The sequence below is a fragment of the Oligoflexia bacterium genome (genome assembly GCA_034439615.1).
GTDB lineage: Bacteria > Bdellovibrionota > Bdellovibrionia > JABDDW01 > JABDDW01 > JAWXAT01.
In genome coordinates, this window is the sequence record JAWXAT010000036.1 from 43267 (window position 1) to 63541 (window position 20275).

General features: G+C 37.8%; 21 protein-coding genes. 2 read left to right on the forward strand and 19 right to left on the reverse strand.

The window, feature by feature from the left end:
* Nucleotides 1-8: 8 nt before the first annotated feature.
* From pseG to SGI74_09210, 16 genes are all read right to left on the reverse strand, one after another.
* The gene (pseG, locus tag SGI74_09135; protein ID MDZ4677658.1) at nucleotides 9-1028 is read right to left on the reverse strand and encodes a UDP-2,4-diacetamido-2,4,6-trideoxy-beta-L-altropyranose hydrolase; all 1020 of its coding nucleotides are present in this window, start codon (nucleotides 1026-1028) and stop codon (nucleotides 9-11) included.
* A complete protein-coding gene (locus SGI74_09140; protein ID MDZ4677659.1) occupies nucleotides 1025-3061 on the reverse strand; it encodes an aminotransferase class III-fold pyridoxal phosphate-dependent enzyme in 2037 nt (678 codons plus the stop codon). The genes pseG and SGI74_09140 overlap by 4 nt, the downstream gene beginning before the upstream one ends.
* The gene (locus tag SGI74_09145) at nucleotides 3058-3954 is read right to left on the reverse strand and encodes an aldo/keto reductase (protein ID MDZ4677660.1); all 897 of its coding nucleotides are present in this window, start codon (nucleotides 3952-3954) and stop codon (nucleotides 3058-3060) included. Before SGI74_09145 ends, SGI74_09140 begins: the two co-directional genes overlap by 4 nt.
* Nucleotides 3951-5114: a UDP-4-amino-4,6-dideoxy-N-acetyl-beta-L-altrosamine transaminase gene (gene pseC / locus SGI74_09150; protein ID MDZ4677661.1), complete on the reverse strand. Its 1164-nt coding sequence runs from the start codon at nucleotides 5112-5114 to the stop codon at nucleotides 3951-3953. The genes SGI74_09145 and pseC overlap by 4 nt, the downstream gene beginning before the upstream one ends.
* On the reverse strand, nucleotides 5111-6106 hold the full coding sequence (gene pseB, locus SGI74_09155; GenBank protein MDZ4677662.1) for a UDP-N-acetylglucosamine 4,6-dehydratase (inverting): 996 nt from the start codon (nucleotides 6104-6106) through the stop codon (nucleotides 5111-5113). Before pseB ends, pseC begins: the two co-directional genes overlap by 4 nt.
* A gap of 6 nt (nucleotides 6107-6112) precedes the next feature.
* Nucleotides 6113-6403 carry a helix-turn-helix domain-containing protein gene (locus tag SGI74_09160; GenBank protein MDZ4677663.1) on the reverse strand — a complete coding sequence of 97 codons (291 nt, stop codon included), beginning with the start codon at nucleotides 6401-6403 and terminating at the stop codon, nucleotides 6113-6115.
* A gap of 52 nt (nucleotides 6404-6455) precedes the next feature.
* Nucleotides 6456-7109, reverse strand: a complete 654-nt coding sequence (locus SGI74_09165) for a class I SAM-dependent methyltransferase (GenBank protein ID MDZ4677664.1) — start codon at nucleotides 7107-7109, stop codon at nucleotides 6456-6458.
* A gap of 190 nt (nucleotides 7110-7299) precedes the next feature.
* Complete coding sequence (locus SGI74_09170; protein MDZ4677665.1) at nucleotides 7300-8157, reverse strand: hypothetical protein; 858 nt, start codon at nucleotides 8155-8157, stop codon at nucleotides 7300-7302.
* 60 nt (nucleotides 8158-8217) lie between these two features.
* The gene (locus SGI74_09175; protein ID MDZ4677666.1) at nucleotides 8218-8622 is read right to left on the reverse strand and encodes an MBL fold metallo-hydrolase; all 405 of its coding nucleotides are present in this window, start codon (nucleotides 8620-8622) and stop codon (nucleotides 8218-8220) included.
* A 13-nt stretch (nucleotides 8623-8635) separates the two neighbouring features.
* Nucleotides 8636-9637, reverse strand: coding sequence for a class I SAM-dependent methyltransferase (locus SGI74_09180; GenBank protein ID MDZ4677667.1), 1002 nt, complete (start codon nucleotides 9635-9637; stop codon nucleotides 8636-8638).
* Between the two features lie 53 nt (nucleotides 9638-9690).
* Complete coding sequence (locus tag SGI74_09185) at nucleotides 9691-10821, reverse strand: N-acetyl sugar amidotransferase (GenBank protein MDZ4677668.1); 1131 nt, start codon at nucleotides 10819-10821, stop codon at nucleotides 9691-9693.
* Nucleotides 10822-10831: 10 nt separating this feature from the next.
* Nucleotides 10832-11632, reverse strand: coding sequence for an imidazole glycerol phosphate synthase cyclase subunit (locus SGI74_09190; GenBank protein MDZ4677669.1), 801 nt, complete (start codon nucleotides 11630-11632; stop codon nucleotides 10832-10834).
* Nucleotides 11625-12176, reverse strand: coding sequence for a GNAT family protein (locus tag SGI74_09195; GenBank protein ID MDZ4677670.1), 552 nt, complete (start codon nucleotides 12174-12176; stop codon nucleotides 11625-11627). Before SGI74_09195 ends, SGI74_09190 begins: the two co-directional genes overlap by 8 nt.
* Nucleotide 12177: 1 nt before the next feature.
* Complete coding sequence (locus tag SGI74_09200) at nucleotides 12178-12936, reverse strand: imidazole glycerol phosphate synthase cyclase subunit (protein ID MDZ4677671.1); 759 nt, start codon at nucleotides 12934-12936, stop codon at nucleotides 12178-12180.
* Nucleotides 12930-13550, reverse strand: a complete 621-nt coding sequence (gene hisH, locus SGI74_09205; protein MDZ4677672.1) for an imidazole glycerol phosphate synthase subunit HisH — start codon at nucleotides 13548-13550, stop codon at nucleotides 12930-12932. Before hisH ends, SGI74_09200 begins: the two co-directional genes overlap by 7 nt.
* Nucleotides 13547-14701: an N-acetyl sugar amidotransferase gene (locus SGI74_09210; protein MDZ4677673.1), complete on the reverse strand. Its 1155-nt coding sequence runs from the start codon at nucleotides 14699-14701 to the stop codon at nucleotides 13547-13549. The genes hisH and SGI74_09210 overlap by 4 nt, the downstream gene beginning before the upstream one ends.
* Nucleotides 14702-14868: 167 nt before the next feature.
* On the opposite strand from SGI74_09210, the gene SGI74_09215 reads away from it, so the two are divergent.
* Nucleotides 14869-15657 carry a methyltransferase domain-containing protein gene (locus SGI74_09215; GenBank protein MDZ4677674.1) on the forward strand — a complete coding sequence of 263 codons (789 nt, stop codon included), beginning with the start codon at nucleotides 14869-14871 and terminating at the stop codon, nucleotides 15655-15657.
* Nucleotides 15658-15783: 126 nt separating this feature from the next.
* Nucleotides 15784-16467: a hypothetical protein gene (locus tag SGI74_09220; GenBank protein MDZ4677675.1), complete on the forward strand. Its 684-nt coding sequence runs from the start codon at nucleotides 15784-15786 to the stop codon at nucleotides 16465-16467.
* Between the two features lie 2 nt (nucleotides 16468-16469).
* Here SGI74_09220 and SGI74_09225 read toward each other — a convergent pair whose 3' ends face one another.
* The 3 genes from SGI74_09225 to SGI74_09235 are packed head-to-tail and all read right to left on the reverse strand — an operon-like array spanning nucleotide 16470 to nucleotide 20264.
* On the reverse strand, nucleotides 16470-17927 hold the full coding sequence (locus SGI74_09225; GenBank protein MDZ4677676.1) for a hypothetical protein: 1458 nt from the start codon (nucleotides 17925-17927) through the stop codon (nucleotides 16470-16472).
* On the reverse strand, nucleotides 17863-19206 hold the full coding sequence (locus tag SGI74_09230; protein ID MDZ4677677.1) for an alkaline phosphatase family protein: 1344 nt from the start codon (nucleotides 19204-19206) through the stop codon (nucleotides 17863-17865). The genes SGI74_09225 and SGI74_09230 overlap by 65 nt, the downstream gene beginning before the upstream one ends.
* Entirely contained in the window at nucleotides 19203-20264 is a 1062-nt protein-coding gene (locus SGI74_09235) for a glycosyltransferase (protein ID MDZ4677678.1), read from the reverse strand. Before SGI74_09235 ends, SGI74_09230 begins: the two co-directional genes overlap by 4 nt.
* Nucleotides 20265-20275 lie beyond the last annotated feature (11 nt).

The following is a 20275-nucleotide window of genomic DNA, read 5'->3' on the forward strand; positions in this document are numbered from 1 at the left end:
ATCACTTTCTATTTCTGCAAAAATGCAATTAACTTGAGATGATTCTCATTTACCTGAGAACCATCACTTCCCATAATTTCAAAGGCACGATCACTCATATTTTTTAATTCTTGAGGATTATCTACGGCCCATCGAATTTGACTTCGCCAATCATCGATACTGACTTTTTGATGCCAGCCTAAATTTTGAATAATTCCTTTTTCAGCTAAAGCTTGTGACATTTCCACCTGATTTTCGGCAACCTGCACTGTTAAGGCCGGCAAACCTAAAAAACATCGCTCCCAAGTAGCTGTGCCTCCAGCCCCTAATGCCAAATCAGCTTGAGAAATAAGCTCTGCCATATTTTTAATTTGAACATGAAGTTTGGCTTGAGGCAATTGCTTCATTATATCTTGAATCTCACGACTGTGGGGATTCATACTCCCAATTACAATATCATAAGTAAGTTTTGGCTTATTGAGTTCAAGTAATGCACGCAAGGCCTTCGTGGTTTCGCCCGCCTGATCGGCTCCTCCAAAAAACAAGAGCAGCCTCTGCACTGCACCATCTCGAGTTTTAAGATTTTTTCTTGCCTCATAAAATTCAGGCCTCAAAAGTGCAAATGTTGGCCCCAAAAGAAGTTTACATTTTTTTGAGACAAGCTCTGCATAGCGAACTTCCATGTTTAAATAATAATTTTGGTCTAATAAAAGATCACATTCATGTGGACGGTTGGCTAAATCATCAATTACTGCGATCTTGCCAACATGGGGCGCCATTAATTTTTCCCACTGCGCATCAAGTTCATAGTGATCCACTATGAGAAAATCTGGTTTATCACTTAGTTTAATAATTTCTCTAATATCGTTTAATTCTAGAAATTCAAAATTTGAAGCCTTTAACTGCGCTTGCCAAGTTTTAGGTAACTGGTAACTTGCAAAAATAACCTTATGATTTTTATTTTTTAAGGCTTGCGCAAGCGTAAGACAACGGACAATGTGTCCCGTTCCAATCTCAACACTTACATCTGTACGAATTAAATAATTCATCTCACCTTAAATAACGGTTCAAGTGGTTTACACTGCAATTGTTTTTCTAAATCACCATTGTTAATGGATTGGCTGATGATTCCAAATACTTCATCATATGTTTTTAAAAGGTGAGTAATGTCTTCATCTTTATGTGAATAACTCAAATTATGAGTTCCTAAAGTTAAAACACCTCTGAGAAAAATCTCTTGAAAAAATAAGGTCTTAATTTGCCAGACACTGTATTGGCTTTTGTCTTTAAAATTTAAAAACGACCAAGCGGGATTTCCGCTAATCGACAAATAAGAGCCTATATCGTACTTAGTGATTAAAACTTCAACACCTTTTATAATCTTATTCCCTTGGGTTTTAAAATGTTCGATAACAGGTTCTTTTTGCATCTTCTCCATTGTTGCGAGAGCCGCTGCCAAAGATAATGTTTCGCCACCAAATGTGAATGAAAAGAAAATTTCTTCCATTAACTTCATGATTTCACGTTTACCTGCAACTGCAGAAACAGGAAAGCCATTAGCTATTCCTTTACCAAATGTTGCAAGATCAGGTGTCACGCCAAAAAATTCTTGAGCACCACCTTTTGCGAATCTAAAACCTGTGATGGTTTCATCAAACACAAGTACTGCACCATTTTCAGCAGCTAAATCTTTTACACCTTGAAGAAATCCTACTTTGGGCTCAGTCACATTCATGGGCTCTAAAATAACTGCAGCTATTTGATTTGGAAATTCTTGAAAAATCTTTTCTAAAGAACTTAGATCATTATATGTAAATGTATGGCTTAAATCACGGGTTGCCTTTGGAACTCCCCGATTACGCGCAGTTGCCCCAATATACCAATCTTGCCAACCATGATACCCACACATCGCCACATGATCACGATTTGTATAAGCGCGAGCTAACCTAATTGCTCCAGATGTTGCGTCAGAACCGTTTTTCCCGAAGCGCACCATTTCAGCACAGGGAACCATCTCTTTGATTTTTTCAGCCACCTGCATTTCAAGTGGGTGCGGGAGAGTGAAAATCACACCGTCTTCTAGTTGATTGCGAACGGCATTATTCACATCTGAATCACCATAACCTAAATTCACAGCACAAAGACCATTAACAAAATCAACGTATTTATTTCCATCAACATCCCAAACATGACAGCCCTTACCTTTTTGTATGAAATAGGGGGAAACACCTAATGGGTACTGAGTTTTACTTTTACTAAAAGTTTGACTGCCAAGTGGTATGGTCTGTGTGGCTCTTGTAAGTAAACTTAGCGATTTTTCATAACGCTTTTGATAGATGTCTTTTTTTAATGACACTTCAAAGCCCTCATTTCTTTTTGTATTTTTGTTAAGATTTGAAACTTGAGGATTTTTTTCTAAGAAATTTATTATATCATCCATTCCAAATTTTTGATTCTCAGGATACAAACTTGAATAAACTTTTTCTACTAATTCAAAATCAGCTGCATTATCGACAGTCCAGCGCATATGTGAATGATCTTTTTTATTTTTATAATGTGAAATTTTAAACCGTGAAGGTTGTGAATGAATAAATGGAGTTACATGCTCTCGCTGTGAAGTTAATTTAGCTTCATTCCATGCTTGCTTGAGAACATCAAACTCAAAGATTTCAACATCTAGGCCATCGGGAAAAGTAGGCTCAATTGCATTACTTGTGTATTGGGCTTTTTCTTTTAAATGAAAGGCAATCACTTCATCAATGATCACAGGGTCAATAAGTGGGCAATCACCAGTTAACCTTACTATGTGCTCGGGTTTATTTAAAAGGGCTGCTTGATAAAACCGATCTAATACATCATCAAGGCTGCCGCGAAAGCACTGAATATCGTGTTCACGACACATTTTTTCAATAGCGTCATCAGTAGCATCAACACTTGTTGCCACGATTAGCTGAGAAATCATTTTTGATTGTTTCACACGCTGAATTTCATGAAGAAGCATAGGTTTATCTAAAAGATTTTTTAAAACTTTACCTGGCAATCTTGATGAGGTGAAGCGCGCCTGAAGTACGGCTAAGATCATAACTTACCCCACAGACCTGGGTTTAATATTCTTACATCTTCAAATTTTGAGGCAGAGGTAAGTTTTTTAATTTTTGATGAGTAATTTTGAACTTTACCAACTGCGCTTAAGATTTCTTTAAATTCTGTAGTGTTGTTGACACCAACAATGACGCGATCGATTTCTTCTTGCATAAGAACAAATCCTAAAGCTGCCTCTAAAACAGTAAGACCTTCAACCTTTACACTGAGATTGAGTTTTTTAAGATGCTCACAAACTATTTCTAAATGAGACGGCAATTGATCAAAATCCATAAGCAATAGGCCTTGTAAGAATGCTGAGCGCCCATGAATTTCAATACCTGCTTGCTTAAGTTTTTTAAGATGCCCACTTTCAATAAGTCTTTGATCTAAAATATTAATAGGGACTTGAACAATATCAACTCCACCCATATCTAAGAGCCAATCGATTTGTTTTTCATCATAAACGCTAACACCGATTTTTTTTACTAATCCCTGTGATTTGAACTCTTGCATTTTTTTAAAGAGACGCGTGCCGCCAGAAGCAATGAGATCGTCAGGCTGATGAATAAGTAAGGCATAAACAAAGTCTTGCTTAAGATGTTTAAGAGACGTATGAAAAACCTCTTCTAAACGAGAAATTTCTTTTTCTCCAACGGGTCTTTTTCCAAAGGTGTCCGTTTTTGTTACGATCTGCCACGGAAAATTCAAAGGCAATGCTTCGCCTAAAACTTCTTCACTGCTACCGTATAGTGCTGCTGTATCAAGGCATTGAATATTGTTTTCACGTGCTAAATTTAAGATTTTTTTCACTTCATCAATGGGAGTTTTCCCATGTCTATTGGCAATTCCATAATTCATTCCAAATTGAACAGTGCCTAAGCCTAATTTCATTTTAAAATCTCTTTTAGCTCAGAAATAACACGGTTCTGATCAGGCTCCGTAAGACGTGAATACATAGGAAGACTTATCGCTTCACCATAATACTTCTCAGCCTCCGGAAACTGACCTTTTTTAAACCCCAGTTTTTCATAATAGGGTTGAAGGTGCACAGGAATGTAGTGAAGGTTCACCAAAACACCACGCTCATGAAGGGATTCAAAAACTTGCCGCTGAGATTTTTTAATTTCATTTAATTTTAAACGCACAACATAGAGATGAAGTGCTGAATAAGCAGCGTTTGTTTGTATTGGCAAAGTTAAGGGAAGGGATTTTAACTCTGCATTATATTTTTGAGCAATTTTATGTCTTTTCTCTATAAATGAATCTAAGCGAGAAAACTGACTTAAACCTAAAACGGCTTGAATATCGGTCATTCTATAATTAAAACCCAAATCAATTTGTTGATAATACCAAGGGCCTTCGGTAGGTTTTGTCATTAATCGCTGATCGCGCGTAATACCGTGGGTACGAAGGCGAAATAATTTTTCATAGATATTTTTATCATTAGTAAGAACCATTCCACCTTCACCAGTGGTAATGATTTTTACAGGATGAAAACTAAACACCGTGATATCAGAAAATTCACAGGACCCAACTTTTTTTGACTTGTAACTTCCACCTACTGCGTGGGAAGCGTCTTCGATAATTTTAAAGCCATATTTTAAAGAGAGCGCTTTAATTGATTCCATATCACAAGACTCACCCGAGTGATGAACTGGAATTACAACTTTGGGCAATCGCCCCTTTTTTTCTGCTTCTTTTAATTTTTCAGACAAACGATCAACACTCATGTTGTAAGTTTGCGGATCGATATCCACAAAATCTATATTTGCCCCGACATACAAAGCGCAATTACTTGAAGCGACAAATGTGTTTGGAGATGTCCAGACAAGATCACCAGGCTTCACATCTAATGCTAAACATGCCAAATGAAGTGCCGCCGTAGCATTACTTACGACCACTGCATGCCGAGCACCGCAGTACAATGACAACGCACTTTCAAATTGTTCAATAACAGGACCTTGCGTGAGAAAATCTGAACGCAAGACATCAACAACCGATTTTATATCTTCTTCAGAAATATCTTGTCGACCGTATGGGATTTTGTTCATTCGACATCCGCGTTGATGTCCCTAAGTTGCTCAACGGTAAGAAAGTGTGGGTTTTTCCCTGAATCATATACAAACCCATCTTCAACTGGCTTTCCCTTTTCTTTTAGTGCATTGGTTTCATAATTTACTTCATGCACGAAATTGATTGTGGGCTTAATGACAAAGTGATCATTAAATTCGAGAGTTAAATGAGAATCATCAGCCGGACACATTACTTCGTGAAGTTTTTCACCAGGTCTAATACCAACATTTTTAGTGGGAAGCCCCGGCGCAACTGCAGCGGCTAAATCTGTAATTTTAATAGATGGAATTTTAGGTACAAAAATTTCTCCACCTTGCATGCGTGAAAAGTTCTTTAAAACAAAATCAACACCTTGTTTTAAAGTAATCCAAAATCGTGTCATGCGCACATCTGTGATAGGAAGCTCTTTTGCACCCGACTCAAGTTGCTTAGTAAAAAAGGGCAATACAGAACCCCGTGAGCCAACAACGTTTCCGTAACGAACCACGGCAAAACGAGTTTTATGTCCACCGGTGATATTATTAGCTGCGACAAATAATTTATCTGAAACTAACTTTGTAGCTCCGTATAGATTAATTGGATTTGCGGCTTTATCAGTTGAGAGAGCAATTACTTTTTCTACTTCATTGGCAATTGCCGCATTAATCACATTTTCAGCACCATGTACGTTGGTCTTAATACATTCAGTGGGGTTATACTCAGCGGCAGGGACTTGTTTTAATGCGGCTGCGTGAATAACATAATCCACACCGCGCATTGCCTGTGTTAAACGCGCAAGATCTCTCACATCGCCCAAGAAATAGCGCAGGCGCTCATCGCTCATATCTTGTTGCATTTCATATTGCTTGAGTTCATCGCGTGAATACACGATTATTTTTTTGCAATTATATTCACTCAAAAGAGTTTTAATATATTTCTTACCAAAAGAACCCGTTCCACCTGTGATTAATATCGATTTACCATTAAACATAATTCCTCACTTCACATTCTTATTATTTTTGAGTTCGTGCTGTTCTTTTTTTAATTCTGATTCCATATGATGAACTTTTTTACGACTTTGACGATAAACTTCTCTGACAGTTTCATAACCCGTTGGAGGCAAAAATTGCCTCAAAAGTTCAGCACCCAAAATTCGATACTGACCACCGATTTTGGCCGCTCGAATTACACCACTTTTGATCAAACGGCGCATGGTTGACTGAGAAATTTGCAGAAGTTTTTCAGCTTCTTCTCTCGTGTATATCTGATTATCTTTAATTTCAAGCATATGTAAAAACCTATCAATTCTTGTCAAAATAAGTCAATTTTAATCAACAATGCTACCTCTTCCCGCAATAGGCGATGATGTCTCTACCCACCTTTGCTTGTGCGCAGCCCTTTCTAAAATTAATTAAATTTTCAATATTGATACTACCAAGTAAATTTTCAAACATAACTCTTGCAAGGTGACATTTTTTGCCTTTCAGAGGATTTTTTTTATAATTCGAATCTGGGTTATATAGAAAAACATCAACTGGAAAATCACAAAGCATTTCTATAATGCGAAATTCAGCCGCATCCAAAATTTTTAAAAAACTATCTACATTAAAATAATTTAAATGTTCGGGCACTGACACCCAAAATTCAGGATCAGCGAATTCCCTTTCAACAACATCCCTTTGTAGAATACTGTCATCATTTGGGACGACAATACGACATATGCCATCAACAGATAATATTTTTCTTATCTTTTGAAGCAGAGCAAAAGGGTCAACAACATGTTCAAGAACGTTATTGCAGATAATTAGATTGTATTCTCTTTTTTCCAATACTAACCGATCGATGGTGGCAAATAGATTCCCTGTCATAATATATTTCTCAAAACTTGGAAAAAATCTTTTGATTCCATCCAGCGTAAAGTCAGCACCCTGAACATTCCATCCACGTTCATGAAAAAAATTAAGACTAAATCCTTCACCGCAACCAAGATCCAAAATTTACCGACTTTTTCTTTAGAAAAATACTGACACTCAATTGCGTCTAATAATTTATGCTTTATTTCTATTTCACTATATGAAGCCTGATACTCTTCACTGGCACCATAGTATTTATCATTATAGTATTGTGCCAATTCATCATTTGTAGGTTTCGGACTAACTTCTAAAAATCCAAATTTGCTTCGTTTTAACATTTCGTTTCCGCTGGTAAATGAAAAAAGCACAATAATGTTAATATATCTGGCTCATAAACATTTGGATAACGTGTAAAATCAATGTGACAACCAGTAAGAGCATTATCCCAATGTGCTTGACGCTTTAGAATCATGCACAAAAGACGATTATCCATTTTTGCTACAAGACACGGCTCTATTTTCTTTACGTCCTTTGCTACAAAATGAGTGTCTGACGAAGAAAGGTTGAAACTAAAGTATTCTTCTTCCAAATCTATATAGATGTTCCACTTTAAGCTGCTCTGTAATTTAGTAGATTGTATATTCCAGAGATGCATGCGTGCTGGCTGTAATGATTTTCGGATGAAGCGTTTCAATTCATTCGAAGCTTCTGTATCTAAATCGAACTCATAGGAATACTTTAGAGATCTCAATACAGAACTGATATATTCTGTCATTGCGTGTTCATCAATTGGTACATAGGTACCATTGGTAATTTTTTCTGTCACAAGATCAAATGTTAGCCCTTCATTAAGAACCAATGTCTTTTGCTCGTGCAACTCAGAAGTTACAAATTGCGCAGCTTTATCCCAGGTAACATGGGCTAAAAATCGATTTCTATCCCATAATTTTCCACCCAATACATAATGCCCGGCAAATGGCATCATGTATTTAGGTTTCAATATTTTTGTAATATCGACCAGATGTTTTAAGTTCTGTTTAATAATTCGTTGTTTTTCAGTTAATTTTTCAACATCTGTAAGATTGCTATAGCAAATTGGATAATCGCCAGCTGCATTATACAACAATTGAGCAACGGTAAATGACCCATGCTTTTTTACCAACATCTTAGCAGCATTAACTGAAAGCATATTGTCATTGGAATTGAGTATAGAATACTTTTCGGTTTCAATAACAAGAGCACTATCAATTTAATTTCCAATAGTAGAACTATGAAAAACATGTTTCTCAAACGGCGCATAAATAGTTAGTTTATAAGGACTCAATTCAATACTCTGTCCATCTGGAAGTAAAATAATATTTTCAAACCCAAGTTTTTGGACCATGCGCTCTAAATAATTGGGTTTAGAATCTAATAAAATAATGGGAATATTTTCTGGAAGGAGAGAAAGCGTCTTACTTTCAAAATGATCTGGGTGGAGATGACTTAAATAAATTGCATCCACATTGTTTAAATCTATGGGCTTTGTTTTAAGTGGTGGATAATGACACCATGAGCCTTCGAATGCGCCATCAAAGAGCCAAGGATCTGACAAAATACGAAAACCAGACTCCTCAACTATACAACTGGCATTAGCAATAAACGTTAGTTTCATGGCTCTTTCTCTTTCAGTTTGGTTTACGAGCTATTATCATCATGTTTGATGATAACCCAGAAGCTGTCAAAAAATTTTGAAAACCATCTCTAACATCTCTACTCTCATCTAATAAAATGCGTTTAATGAAAGGATCAACTACAATAGATTCCTTCTTTTTATCCAATAGACGGGACGCAACAATATCGCAATCTAGTACGCCAGGGGTTTTAACCTCAACCACTTCAAAACCAACACGGCTTACGAGTAGACTTAAAGATTCAGGCAAAAAATAATTAAGATGCTCATAATCTACGCTGTCGGAAAAACGACCTAACATTTGAGTTTCAAAACCATTTATATTTGGACAGGTAAGAACAATAAATCCATTTGGCTTTAATATATTATAACAATTTTCTAAAAAAGCTTTCGGCTCAAATAAATGCTCAATAACTTCAAAGCTCACAACTACATCAGCTGCTGAATAAAATTTTATATCTTCAATTACCGACTCAATAACCTCTATCCCTTGTTCACGACATATTTGGGCGAGGTGCGGCGTAGGCTCAATTCCAATAATTTTCTTGAAAACATTTAATTCCTTCATCTTCTCGCAGAAAAATCCAAAACCAGATCCAACTTCAATAAGCAACTCTGAACCTACATTGTATCGCTTACTGATTTCTGAAACTAATTTTGCACGCGGTGCAAATATTTTTTCTTTCCTAGTTACAGCTGTCATTGGGAAAAAATATTTTGCCCAATATTCATAATTGGCAGAATTTGTATAGTGGGCTTTTAAAATTTCTGGAGTAGGACGAGGAGAAATATATTGGGTTTTACAATTGTCACATATCACAAAAGTCATCTCGTACTTTATATAGGCGAGAGTATATTTATCAAAAGCACAAGCGGGACAGGGCACCTTTACGAACTCAGCCTTTCTCTTTTGCAAAGCTTTTAGATCAATAGCGATAGCTGTTTCATGACCCAGCTCTAATGCTTTAGGGCTGATATCTTCATATAATAATGACATTATTTACACTCCAAATGCATAAAGTTTATTACCAGTTAATAGGTGAATTTTTCTCACTTTTTTTGATCCCAGAGATTTGCTTTTATCCAAGTTCCACTTTTATCTTTTGACCAAACTCGTTTATCTCTAAAGGTATCGGCAATGCGGTCAAAATCAGCCTCACTCATGCCTACATAATCTAGCCAATTATAGATATCGCTTGATTTCACATGATCATATTTACGAACCATCTCAACACCTTGTTCGCGGGTCATATAGCCTTTACGAATATCTTTAGAAGCATGATCAGAAGCGCGACCATAGCCGAACTTGATATACTTTAAATAATCATGCCCACCGTTTTCGTGAATATCATCTAGATTTGAAAACATACGATAAGTTCTTTCAAAAGACTGACGCGCTTTTTGAAATCCATATTTTTCTTCAACTAATTTTGAATGTTTGTTTTCATCCCATTTAATATAATTACCAACATACAAACCACGAATACCAACACGCTTGATCTCATCATCTGATGGGTAACGCGCCCACAGCAGATCTTTAGCTTCAAGCCCTTCAGTGCCCACAAAGTCAAACCAATCAAAACCGCGTTGACCATGTTCAAGACGTTCACGGGCACTCATTTCTGGAAAATCATCGGCACCAAACATGCCAGAGATATCCCAAGGTGTTTCACCCCAAATAATAATAGGAATATTTAATTTTGCCGCAGTCTGTACGGGGTAAGAATAAATTCCACAATGATTATGCCAATTCATATCACCAGTTTTTATAAAACCTGCGCGATTGAGTTTTTTAAGCATTTCCGTACTTGGTCTAAAAATCATATGATCTACGCCAAAAACGTGGCGCATGTTTAAAAGATTTTCTTCACCTTCGGGCAAAAATCGATTGCCATGATAAGTAACTAAAAGGGGATTAAGTTTATAAACATTCTTAATCAAATGAGTTTGCCAGTAACTGTCTTTTCCACCTGAAACAGGAATAATGCAGTCATAGTTATCTTGTTTTTTATTTCGGTAAGATTCTAAAAGCTCTCCAAATACTTTTTCTCTTTTACTCCAAAAATCAACTGGCAGCTTTTCAAACTCTTCGTACGAACGACAAGCAGAACAAACTCCGTCATCATCGAGTAAAAGGTTGACCGCAAGCTCTGGATACACACACCTTGAACAATAACGCATAAGTCCCCTCTTAGCTTAGACCCTCAGATCTAAAATTCAGACCCGCATCTACAAGAAATTTTTTAGCCTCTAAAATACTTTGCTCTTTATAACTAAAAATATTTGCTGCGGCCACAGCTGAAGCCCCACCATTTGTGATTCCTTCAGCTAAGTGCCCCCAATTGCCAACACCGCCACAAGCAATAACTGGAATATTCACAGCGTCTGAAACTTTCTTAATTAATTCGATATCATAACCCTGTGCTGTCCCATCACGATCCACTGAGTTTAGAAATATCTCGCCAGAACCCAATTCTTCACCTTTTTTCGCCCACTCAACAACATCAAGCTCTGTGGCGGTTTTTCCACCTCGCATGACGATATGCTTACCCTGTTCATTTAATTTTGCATCGATGGAAAGAATAATACATTGAGAACCAAATTCCTTAGCACTTTCAGAAATAAACTCAGGCCTATCAACAGCAATGGTGTTCACAGTAATTTTATCAGCACCAACGGAGAGACGCTGACCGATATCTTCTAATGTACGAATACCACCACCGAATGTGAGGGGCATAAAACATTTTTTTGAAACATCTTTGATAATATCTAAAATATTGGTGCGTCCATGAAGTGCAACGTCATCTCGACCAATACCCGCATATGCACCAGGAGTCATATCGATATAAACAAGCTCATCCACACCCCACTGATTGTAGCGATCAACAGCCACAATGGGGTTTCCCAGCAATTGATAGCGCTTAAAGCTTCGGCTTTGAACCAAAACTCCATTACGCAAAAACAAACAGGGAATCATACGATGTTTAAGCATTATTTTTTATTCCACTCTTATAATCTGAGAATTTAATACCTAATAAAACCACGTCGGTTTCTTTACCGTCGCAGATGGCTTGTCCGCGAAGTAAACCTTCACGTTGCCATCCGCACTTTTCAAATGCGCGAGCACTGCCTTCGTTTTCGCTGTAACACCCAGCTTTTAATTTATTAAGTGCTAATTTTTTAAATGCATACTCTGTGACAAGACCAATGGCCTCTGAGGCAAAACCTTTACCCCATGCACTTTTTTCGCCGATAACTAAACTCACATCTGCTGATTTATGGTGTGGGTTAATAGGCCCAAGCTTAATGTTTCCAATATGTTCATGTGTTTCATTCACGCAGATCGCAAAAAATGGTTCATCTTTTTTTGAAATCATTTTTTCAACATACGAGCGAACATCATTTAGACTTTGAGGAGAAAAACGCACTTCTAAAAACTTAGTGACCTCAGGGTCATTCATCCAGCGGTGATACCGCTCACCCACATCACTGAGTGCAACAGGTCGTAAGTAAAGTTTTTCACCTAAAAGTTTCATCTCATACCTTTTTAAAATTCAAATCGTAATTGCTTAAAAATGCTTTTGCTCGAATAGGATTATTATCTCCAAAATTAAAAAGACTCCCACACGCTAAAGCGCTCACACGTGTTTCAAGAAATGCTAGTTTCATATGCTCATAAGTTCCAGCACCACCACAGGCAATCACAGGAACCGAAGCACACTTCATTACCCGCGAGATAAGACCCAAATCATAACCAGTCATGGTGCCGTCTCGGTCAATGGAGTTAATAAAGATCTCCCCTGCTCCACGCTCTATCAAATCTTTGACATGATTCTCTAAACTGACATTTTCACGTTTGGTTCCACAATTTGAGTGAAGAACATATTCCCCATTTTCAAAACGCGCATCAATAGACGCAATTGCTGCTTGCGCACCAAACTTATCGGCGATTTGAGTAATGAGATTTTTATTTTCATAGTTTGATGAATTCACAATAACTTTATCAGCCCCGTTTTTAATGAGCTGTTCTGCATCTTCTAGCTTCACAATGCCCCCGCCAAAAGAAAGGGGCATAAAACAAACTTCTGAAACTTTTTCTATTAACGCAAGAAGCGTATTCACAGAGCGGTTTTTTCGATTGATATTTAAAAAAACCAATTCATCAGCATATTGAGAATTATAAACCCGAGAACTTGCCACGGGGTCACCCACATCCCGGTGGGTATCAAACTTTGCCGTTTTCACAAGTCGGTCATTCATTAAAAGCTGTACAGGGATGATTCGTTTTTTCAGCATTTGCCATCCCAATCACAGAAATTCTCTAAAAGCCTTAAACCATTGGCTTGGCTTTTTTCAGGATGAAATTGAAACCCCAGCACATTGTCTTTACCCACAATGGCTGAAATCTTATCTCCGTATTCAACTGTTGCTAAAAGATCTTGTGAATTTGCGCATTCATATTGATAAGAGTGCACGAAATAAAAATCCACACCACTTTTTACTTTATCAAAAATAGGATGCTTAGAATTTGTCAGTTCAATATTATTCCAACCTACATGAGGAATAGCTAATCCAAGAGACTCATCAAGCTTTAAGACTTTTCCCGGAACCAGTTTTAACCCCGGCATAATGCCACCTTCATCACCACTCTCAGAAAGGATTTGCATACCGAGGCAAATTCCTAAAACAGGGCGACCACTTTTTGCAAAAGTACTGATGGCCGTTTCTAATTCAAATTTTTCAACTTGTTTCATGGCTGTGGTGTACGAACCCACACCTGGGATAATCAAATGAGTTGCATCTTCGAGTTTTTGAGCACCGCGTGCGATTTCAAAATCAAAACCAAGACTATATATGGCGTTTGAGACTGATCTGAGATTTCCCATGTCGAGATCGACGATGGCGATCATTTAGACTCCCGATACCATTTATCAAAATCCCAAGTCTTAGGTGAGCTTTGGATATTGTTAAAATCAGGGCTAAACGGAGGAATCACTGTTTTACGAACAATGTCATTAAACTCTTCTTCACTTAAACCGAGATATTCTAAAAACAAAAGGAGAGAAGGTGGCTTTCTCCCTTCAAATTTATTCACTAACTCATCTGCTTCTTTTTTATCAATGCGCTGATTACGTAAATCAAGAGCTGTCATTTGTGTTACACGAGAGTACCCACGCTTTAAAAACTTAATGTAGTCTCGCACTCCTTGCATATAACATTCGATTTTTTCATACGGGTATTTCCCGGGAGGCATACCTTCAACGTCATCACCCTTCCAACCAAGCTCTGATTGAATTTCAGCAACGTTTTGTTTTACATCCCAGGGAATAAATGAACCCAAGCATACTGATCTGTATTTTAATTTTTTAAGATCATGGGTTTTTGGATAAGTGTAAGGAGCAAGATCTCGTTTATCTAATTTAAAATCATCTTTGATCATGCCCTCCATATCTTCAGCGGTGATTCCAAGATTTACGAAACGATTAAATCTTGTTTCATCTACTTCTTCAATTTCATCATCACGGTAATCATAATAAGCAGTGTATTCAGAAGAGGGCTCACCCCAAAGAACAAGTGGAGTGTTATATTTAATTGCTACGTGCATGGGGTAAGAGAAAATTCCTGTGTGGCAATGCCAACAAAAATCACCTTTACGAATTAATGCCTCAAGCATCAAACGCTTAACGACTTTCCAGTTAGGCGTGAAGCTAATTACATCAACACCTAATTGTTTAAAAGTGCGCTCATTATTTTTTAAAAGAGTCTCACGCATAAAGCCGTGGTTGAACTGAACAACCAGAGGTTTAACTTTATATTCCCGAATTAAATAATTAAGTGTGAAGGTAGAATCTTTTCCACCTGAAAAAGGCACCACACAATCGTATTCATATTTACCTCGATACTCTTCGATGAGTCCGTCTAAGATTTTTTTTCGCGCGGGCCAATTAATTGTGGCGTCTTTAAAGTTTTTTTGGCGACAGATATTGCAAACCATCTTCTCGTCAAACTCGATGGTTTCATATGTTTCAGGAAGTCCACATTTGATGCATTTCTTAAGCATGAAGTACTCACCTTCGTAGGATCTTGTTTAATCTTGACTTAATGACTAAAACCTATCAAGTCTTGTCAAAATATGTCAAATGCATTCATCTCTAGGAGAAGATGCCAGGCTTTAGTATTGAAACCGTCAATATTTAAGAACTATGATATGAGCTTTAAAGGACTAAAATGCAAGATCTTGCCACTGAAGAAAAAGTAAAAAAATTCTATGAATCCCAAGGCTGGGCTGCAGACCAAACAGGCTCAACCACAGACGCCAAACTGTGGGAAGACCTAAGACCCATGGCGCAAAAATATGTTGCAGCCTGTCGCCGAAAACTTCTCAAATATCTTCCGAAAAATGGAGATCTATTCTTAGACTGCGCTTCAGGGCCTATTCAGTACCCAGAATATCTTGAATACTCCCAAGGCTTTAAAAAACGAATCTGCGTTGATATTTCTCAACGCGCATTAGATGTAGCACAAAAAAAGTTAGGCTCTCGAGGCGAAACCGTTTGTGCCAGTCTCTTGAATTTGCCATTTCCGGATAATCATTTTGACGCGGCTGTCAGTTTACATACGATTTATCATATCGACCAAACTCAACAAGAAACTGCGGTTCGCGAACTTCTACGCGTAGCAAAACCTGGTACACCAATTGTGATTGTGTATTCTAATCCAAATCGGCTGTTGGCTCGCATGAAACGCTTCGTTAAGCCTGAACCAACACCTACCGAAGATAGCGAGCGCATTTATTTTTATGCTCACCCGTTAAAATGGTGGAAGCAGTTTGAAGATAAAGCTGATGTAAAAACGGTTGCTTGGCGAAGCCTTACGGCCAAAGATGCCAAACGTTTGATTCCCGGAAATAAAAGTGGCGAAGTTATGTTGAATGCACTTTTAAAAATCGAAACTTATCTTCCAAAATTCATGGCAGGGCTTAGCGCTTACCCTCTAATTATTCTCACCAAAAAATAATTCTCAAATCCAACTATTCGAATCAATGGCCGAATTTCGGATGCACCGACTTCAGCAGCATTTAAACGCCAGATTAGAGTTGTCTGACTTTGCAGTTCATTGTTAGAACTTAACAAGGAGAAGAAAATGTCAGCCGAACTTGCACTCATTGTCCGAACTGAAATCGAATCAGCTATTGCTCCACTCAGAGCTGAGCTCAAATCCGAAATCCAATCGGCTATTGCCCCACTCAGAACTGAGCTCAAATCCGAAATTGGTTCTCTCAGAGGTGAATTCAAAGCTGAACTAAAATCCGAAATTGGTTCTGTAAGAACTGAGCTAAGCGTTGTAAAGAGTGATATCAGTGAATTGAAATCCGGACTCAACTTAGTCAAATCTGATCTCAGTGTAGTAAAGAGTGATATCAGTGAATTGAAATCCGGACTCAACTTAGTCAAATCTGATCTCAGTGTAGTGAAGAGTGATATCAGTGTAGTGAAGAGTGATATCAGTGAATTGAAATCCGGGCTCAACTTAGTCAAATCTGATCTCAGTGTAGTAAAGAGTGATATCAGTGAATTAAAATCCGGGCTCAACTTAGTCAAATCTGATCTCAGCGTTGTGAAGAGTGATATCAGTGAATTAAAATCCGGCCTTGCTTATGTACGTGCTGACATCATCGAAATGAGCACCAAAATCGATACAGCTCTTGATCTAAGTAACCGCGTTATAATTCATGAGCGGGTACAAGATGACGCCCTTACACGATTAGCCAGAGTTGAACTTGATCTTCGAGTTCTAAAATTAGCCTTGATGAATAAACCACATTAAAATCAAAAAATTTGCAGTGGGCATTGAACATTGGCGAGTACTATATTGTCTTCTTTAAACCATTGCTTTTGACACTTACTTAGCTTTTCAAGATTTTTCTTAAGCTCTAGATTTTCTACAGATAATAAAACAGCAAAACTTCCTACAAATTTACTTTTTGCCAAAGGTACAGCGGGCTTTCTGAAAAACCCGTAGAGCTGACGATTATTCAATGGAATACTCTCGTCAAAGTAAACCACAGAGTATCCTTGCTGAGCACTTGGTGCTAATCGACGCACTGTTTCTAGTGCTTTAAAATCTGGATCCGTACTTTTAGTAAAAAGAAATGCGCCTAAAATTATAACGTTTCCAAGCAATAATGCTTGATGAAGCGCTAAGCCGAAATTGGGTTTTACGCGCAATGTGAATGTGAGTAAACCCAAGACCATCCACAAATACACAGGAGCTATAAACCGTGCAATGATGGTGAGTGACAAACAAAGTGAAATTAATGAAACCACAAATACAGCACTAGAAAATATTTGAGCATCACGATTTTCTTGAGATTTCAAATTTTTAATAAAACTAATACAGGCAAATAAAAGAAGAAAAGCCCCGATAAGTTCAGCGCCCAACTCTAGATTTGCTCCAAATATAGTTTTAGTCACCGTTTCAGGAATAAACATATGAGTGAAAGCCTTACTGACACTTGCACTTAAACTGCTGGTCGGGTTTTCATCTACAAGATGCTGGCCAATGCCTCTGGTTTCAAAAGGAAAATAAGATCTAAAAACCGCCATCACTCCAAGACTCACACCTAGTGAAACTAGCCCCTTTTTAAAAACTGCTTTTTGAGATCCGAACATTCCATAGATCATCAAAGAGATTTCAAAAACAAAGATATGGGCCCGAAAGAAAGGCGCAAGCATTGCCATAAACAAATAGAAAAATGATTTTGGCCTGACAAATACAAAATATAAAAACCAACTGACTAAAAACATCGATGGCCCTTCATTGATGGGCCAAAGTTTAAACATGGTCACTGTAAAAGAGAGAAAATACACCGAGAGAACTTGAAAAGTCAGGCACCCATCTAACCCAAAATACCTGAGTAATTTAAAAAGTGGGAACACCGTTGTCAGATGTAAAACCAGGTAAAACAGAGAAATCAGAATAAAGACTTTCTCCATTGGTAAATTGGCTATGGGCAACATCAAAAGAGCTGCACCACTTGTGGCAGTCCCTGGTATGGAGCTGGGTAAGTCGATCAAAACTCTGAGCTCACCCACAGTGCGCAAAGAATCAGCGACGGACAAATAATAAAACTGATCGTTTTGTTTATGAAAATAATCGCCACGATAAATATAAGCACCCCAAGCGATGACGCTAAACAGTGTCGCCCAAATAAAAAGGCGCTTAAGGATTTGCGTGTCGGTTGATGGCGTTATTTTTGGCGGGTTGAGATCTTTGTTGTTGGTCATAGAAGTCCACTATATATTTATACAACTCATGATTGTACATGTTTTTTGGAAGATCGGGAGCATTGCTATAGATTGTGCCCACGGGAATATGTTTGCCCGTTCGAGTAACAATACTTTGAAAAAGTTCAAAGAACTTAAATTTCTGACCATTAATTTCAAGAACTGCATCACCCGCTACTTTATCAAAAAAGTTAATGCGATAAAAAAGTTTCAACGGGTCAGCATCATAGCTTTCAACTAAAAACAAAGCTTGCCCGTTGATCTTAGCATTTTTTAAAATCTCTTGGGCCTTGAGGCAATGTTCTTTTGCTTGAAAAAACACATGAGCGTCGTAAGTCATGTGAGGTTCAACACGCAAAACCTCCACGCCTGCAGTTTCTAAAAATCTACCTTGGTCAAATTGGCGGTACAAAATCCATGGCTTTTCTTTATTGGTATTCATCTGCGAAAGCCCATTGAGCATTATAAATACATCATCTTCATCAAGTTCTTTAAGAACATGACCTAAAATTCTATCGATATACTCTAAGCAAAAAACAAGACGCTCATTGTTTTTATAATCTTCCCCATGCCAATGATGATGTTGCACATGAGCAATACTGTTTAAAAATAGAATTGTGAATTGTGGATTATAACGCCTTCTGTACTCTAAAAATACCAAAGTCAAAATATAATCGGTAAATGAAATAGCGACGAAATGCTCACCTTTATATTTAATAAGGTTCTTAATGGCCTTAGGCAATTCAGTTAAAAAAGCCAACGTCACTTTTGATGAGAAAAATACACTTAAGAATTTAAAAAGTTTTGAAGTCGATTTAGTTTTTGAAATATCAAGATAGTTTTTCGCTAAATACCGTGGAAAATCTAAAAGTTTATTAAGCTCCGAAGGATACCCGGGTTCAGAAAAAGTCCAGGGGTCTGGTAAAAAAAACTGACAATGAGCTGCGTTATTGCGACTGGCATTCATGGCGCCCCAAACACCACTGGTCACCCCTTTTTGAGATAAAACCTCCCAAATCTGCGGAGCTCCTAAATGAGGTACATCACCTAGATGTTTAATCTGATGTTCACTAGAAGGTGTGCCCGTGTGTACTGAAACCCACTGTACCCAAGGCTCTAAGAAATTACTGTCGTAAGTATCAGAAGTTCGCGTTGTGGATTGGGGATAAGTTAAAACTTTTTGGATGTTTTTTAACGAAAGGGCCTTTGATGCTTCTGTGAGAAGATCTTTATTGTACTCATTGAGTTCAAATAACAAAATTCTCTTTTGTTTTTTCATGACCTCTCAACCTCGGGTGGTCTAAAGATCAAATCACGCTGAATCACAAAATTGAATAAGAAAAGTGTGGAATCCACCGCCACTCGAGAAAAATAAACATTAAAATGCCACTGCTCAACAAACAAGATCATGAGCGCGTATGAAATTCCAAGAAGACTTAGCCAAAGTGTTGCGTACTGCACCAATACTTTGCCCATTTTTTTATCTGATTTAAAAACAAAAATCTTAGATCCCGTGACATTGACAACGGCTCCACCTAAACGTCCGAAAAGAACGCTGTTAAAGACCTGACCTGAAAAATAATAGACGATAGAAAAAATAATCAGGTCAGTCATGTAAGTCACTAAAGAGAGCGAGATGAATCGAAGAAAAATAAAATAAATACGAAACGAATCTAAAAACGGATTAAAATGTGAACTTTGATTGTTATTCTCGTAAACAGTGGCAATGGCCACTTCATTTAACGAGTAACCACTTCGAACAGCCGTGATGAGCATATCGAGTTCAAATTCATAGCGCGTGCTTTTTATTGGTAAAAGAGTGCTCAAAAAAGCCGTGGGGATGCCTCTTAAACCTGTTTGTGTATCAACCAATTTTTTACCTATAAGCAAACGAAAGATGTTTCTTGTCATCAAATTGCCAAAGCGACTGCGCAGAGGTACTTCACCTTGAAATGCACGAGAACCCAAAATCAATGAATTTGCACTTTGCAAAAGCTCTTGGGCTACTTTGAGCACATCCCCAGGACGGTGCTGCCCATCGGCATCCACAGTGACAACACCTTTGACGTTTGGTTGATTTACCAAAATATGGTTAAAAGCCGTCTTAAGCGCTGCTCCTTTACCAAGGTTCACTGCATGGTGAAGCAGGGTCACTTCATTTTTTTGAGAAAGCTTGTCTAAAACGGCGGTTTTTTCAGGGCGTGAACCATCATTCACAACTACGATGGAGGAAAACCCTAAACTAATAAGCTCCTCTACCAATAAAACCAATGAAGGATCTGGTTGATAGGCAGGAATGATCAATGGCGGTAAGATAGGGTTTTGCAAAACAGGCATAGGTTATGCTT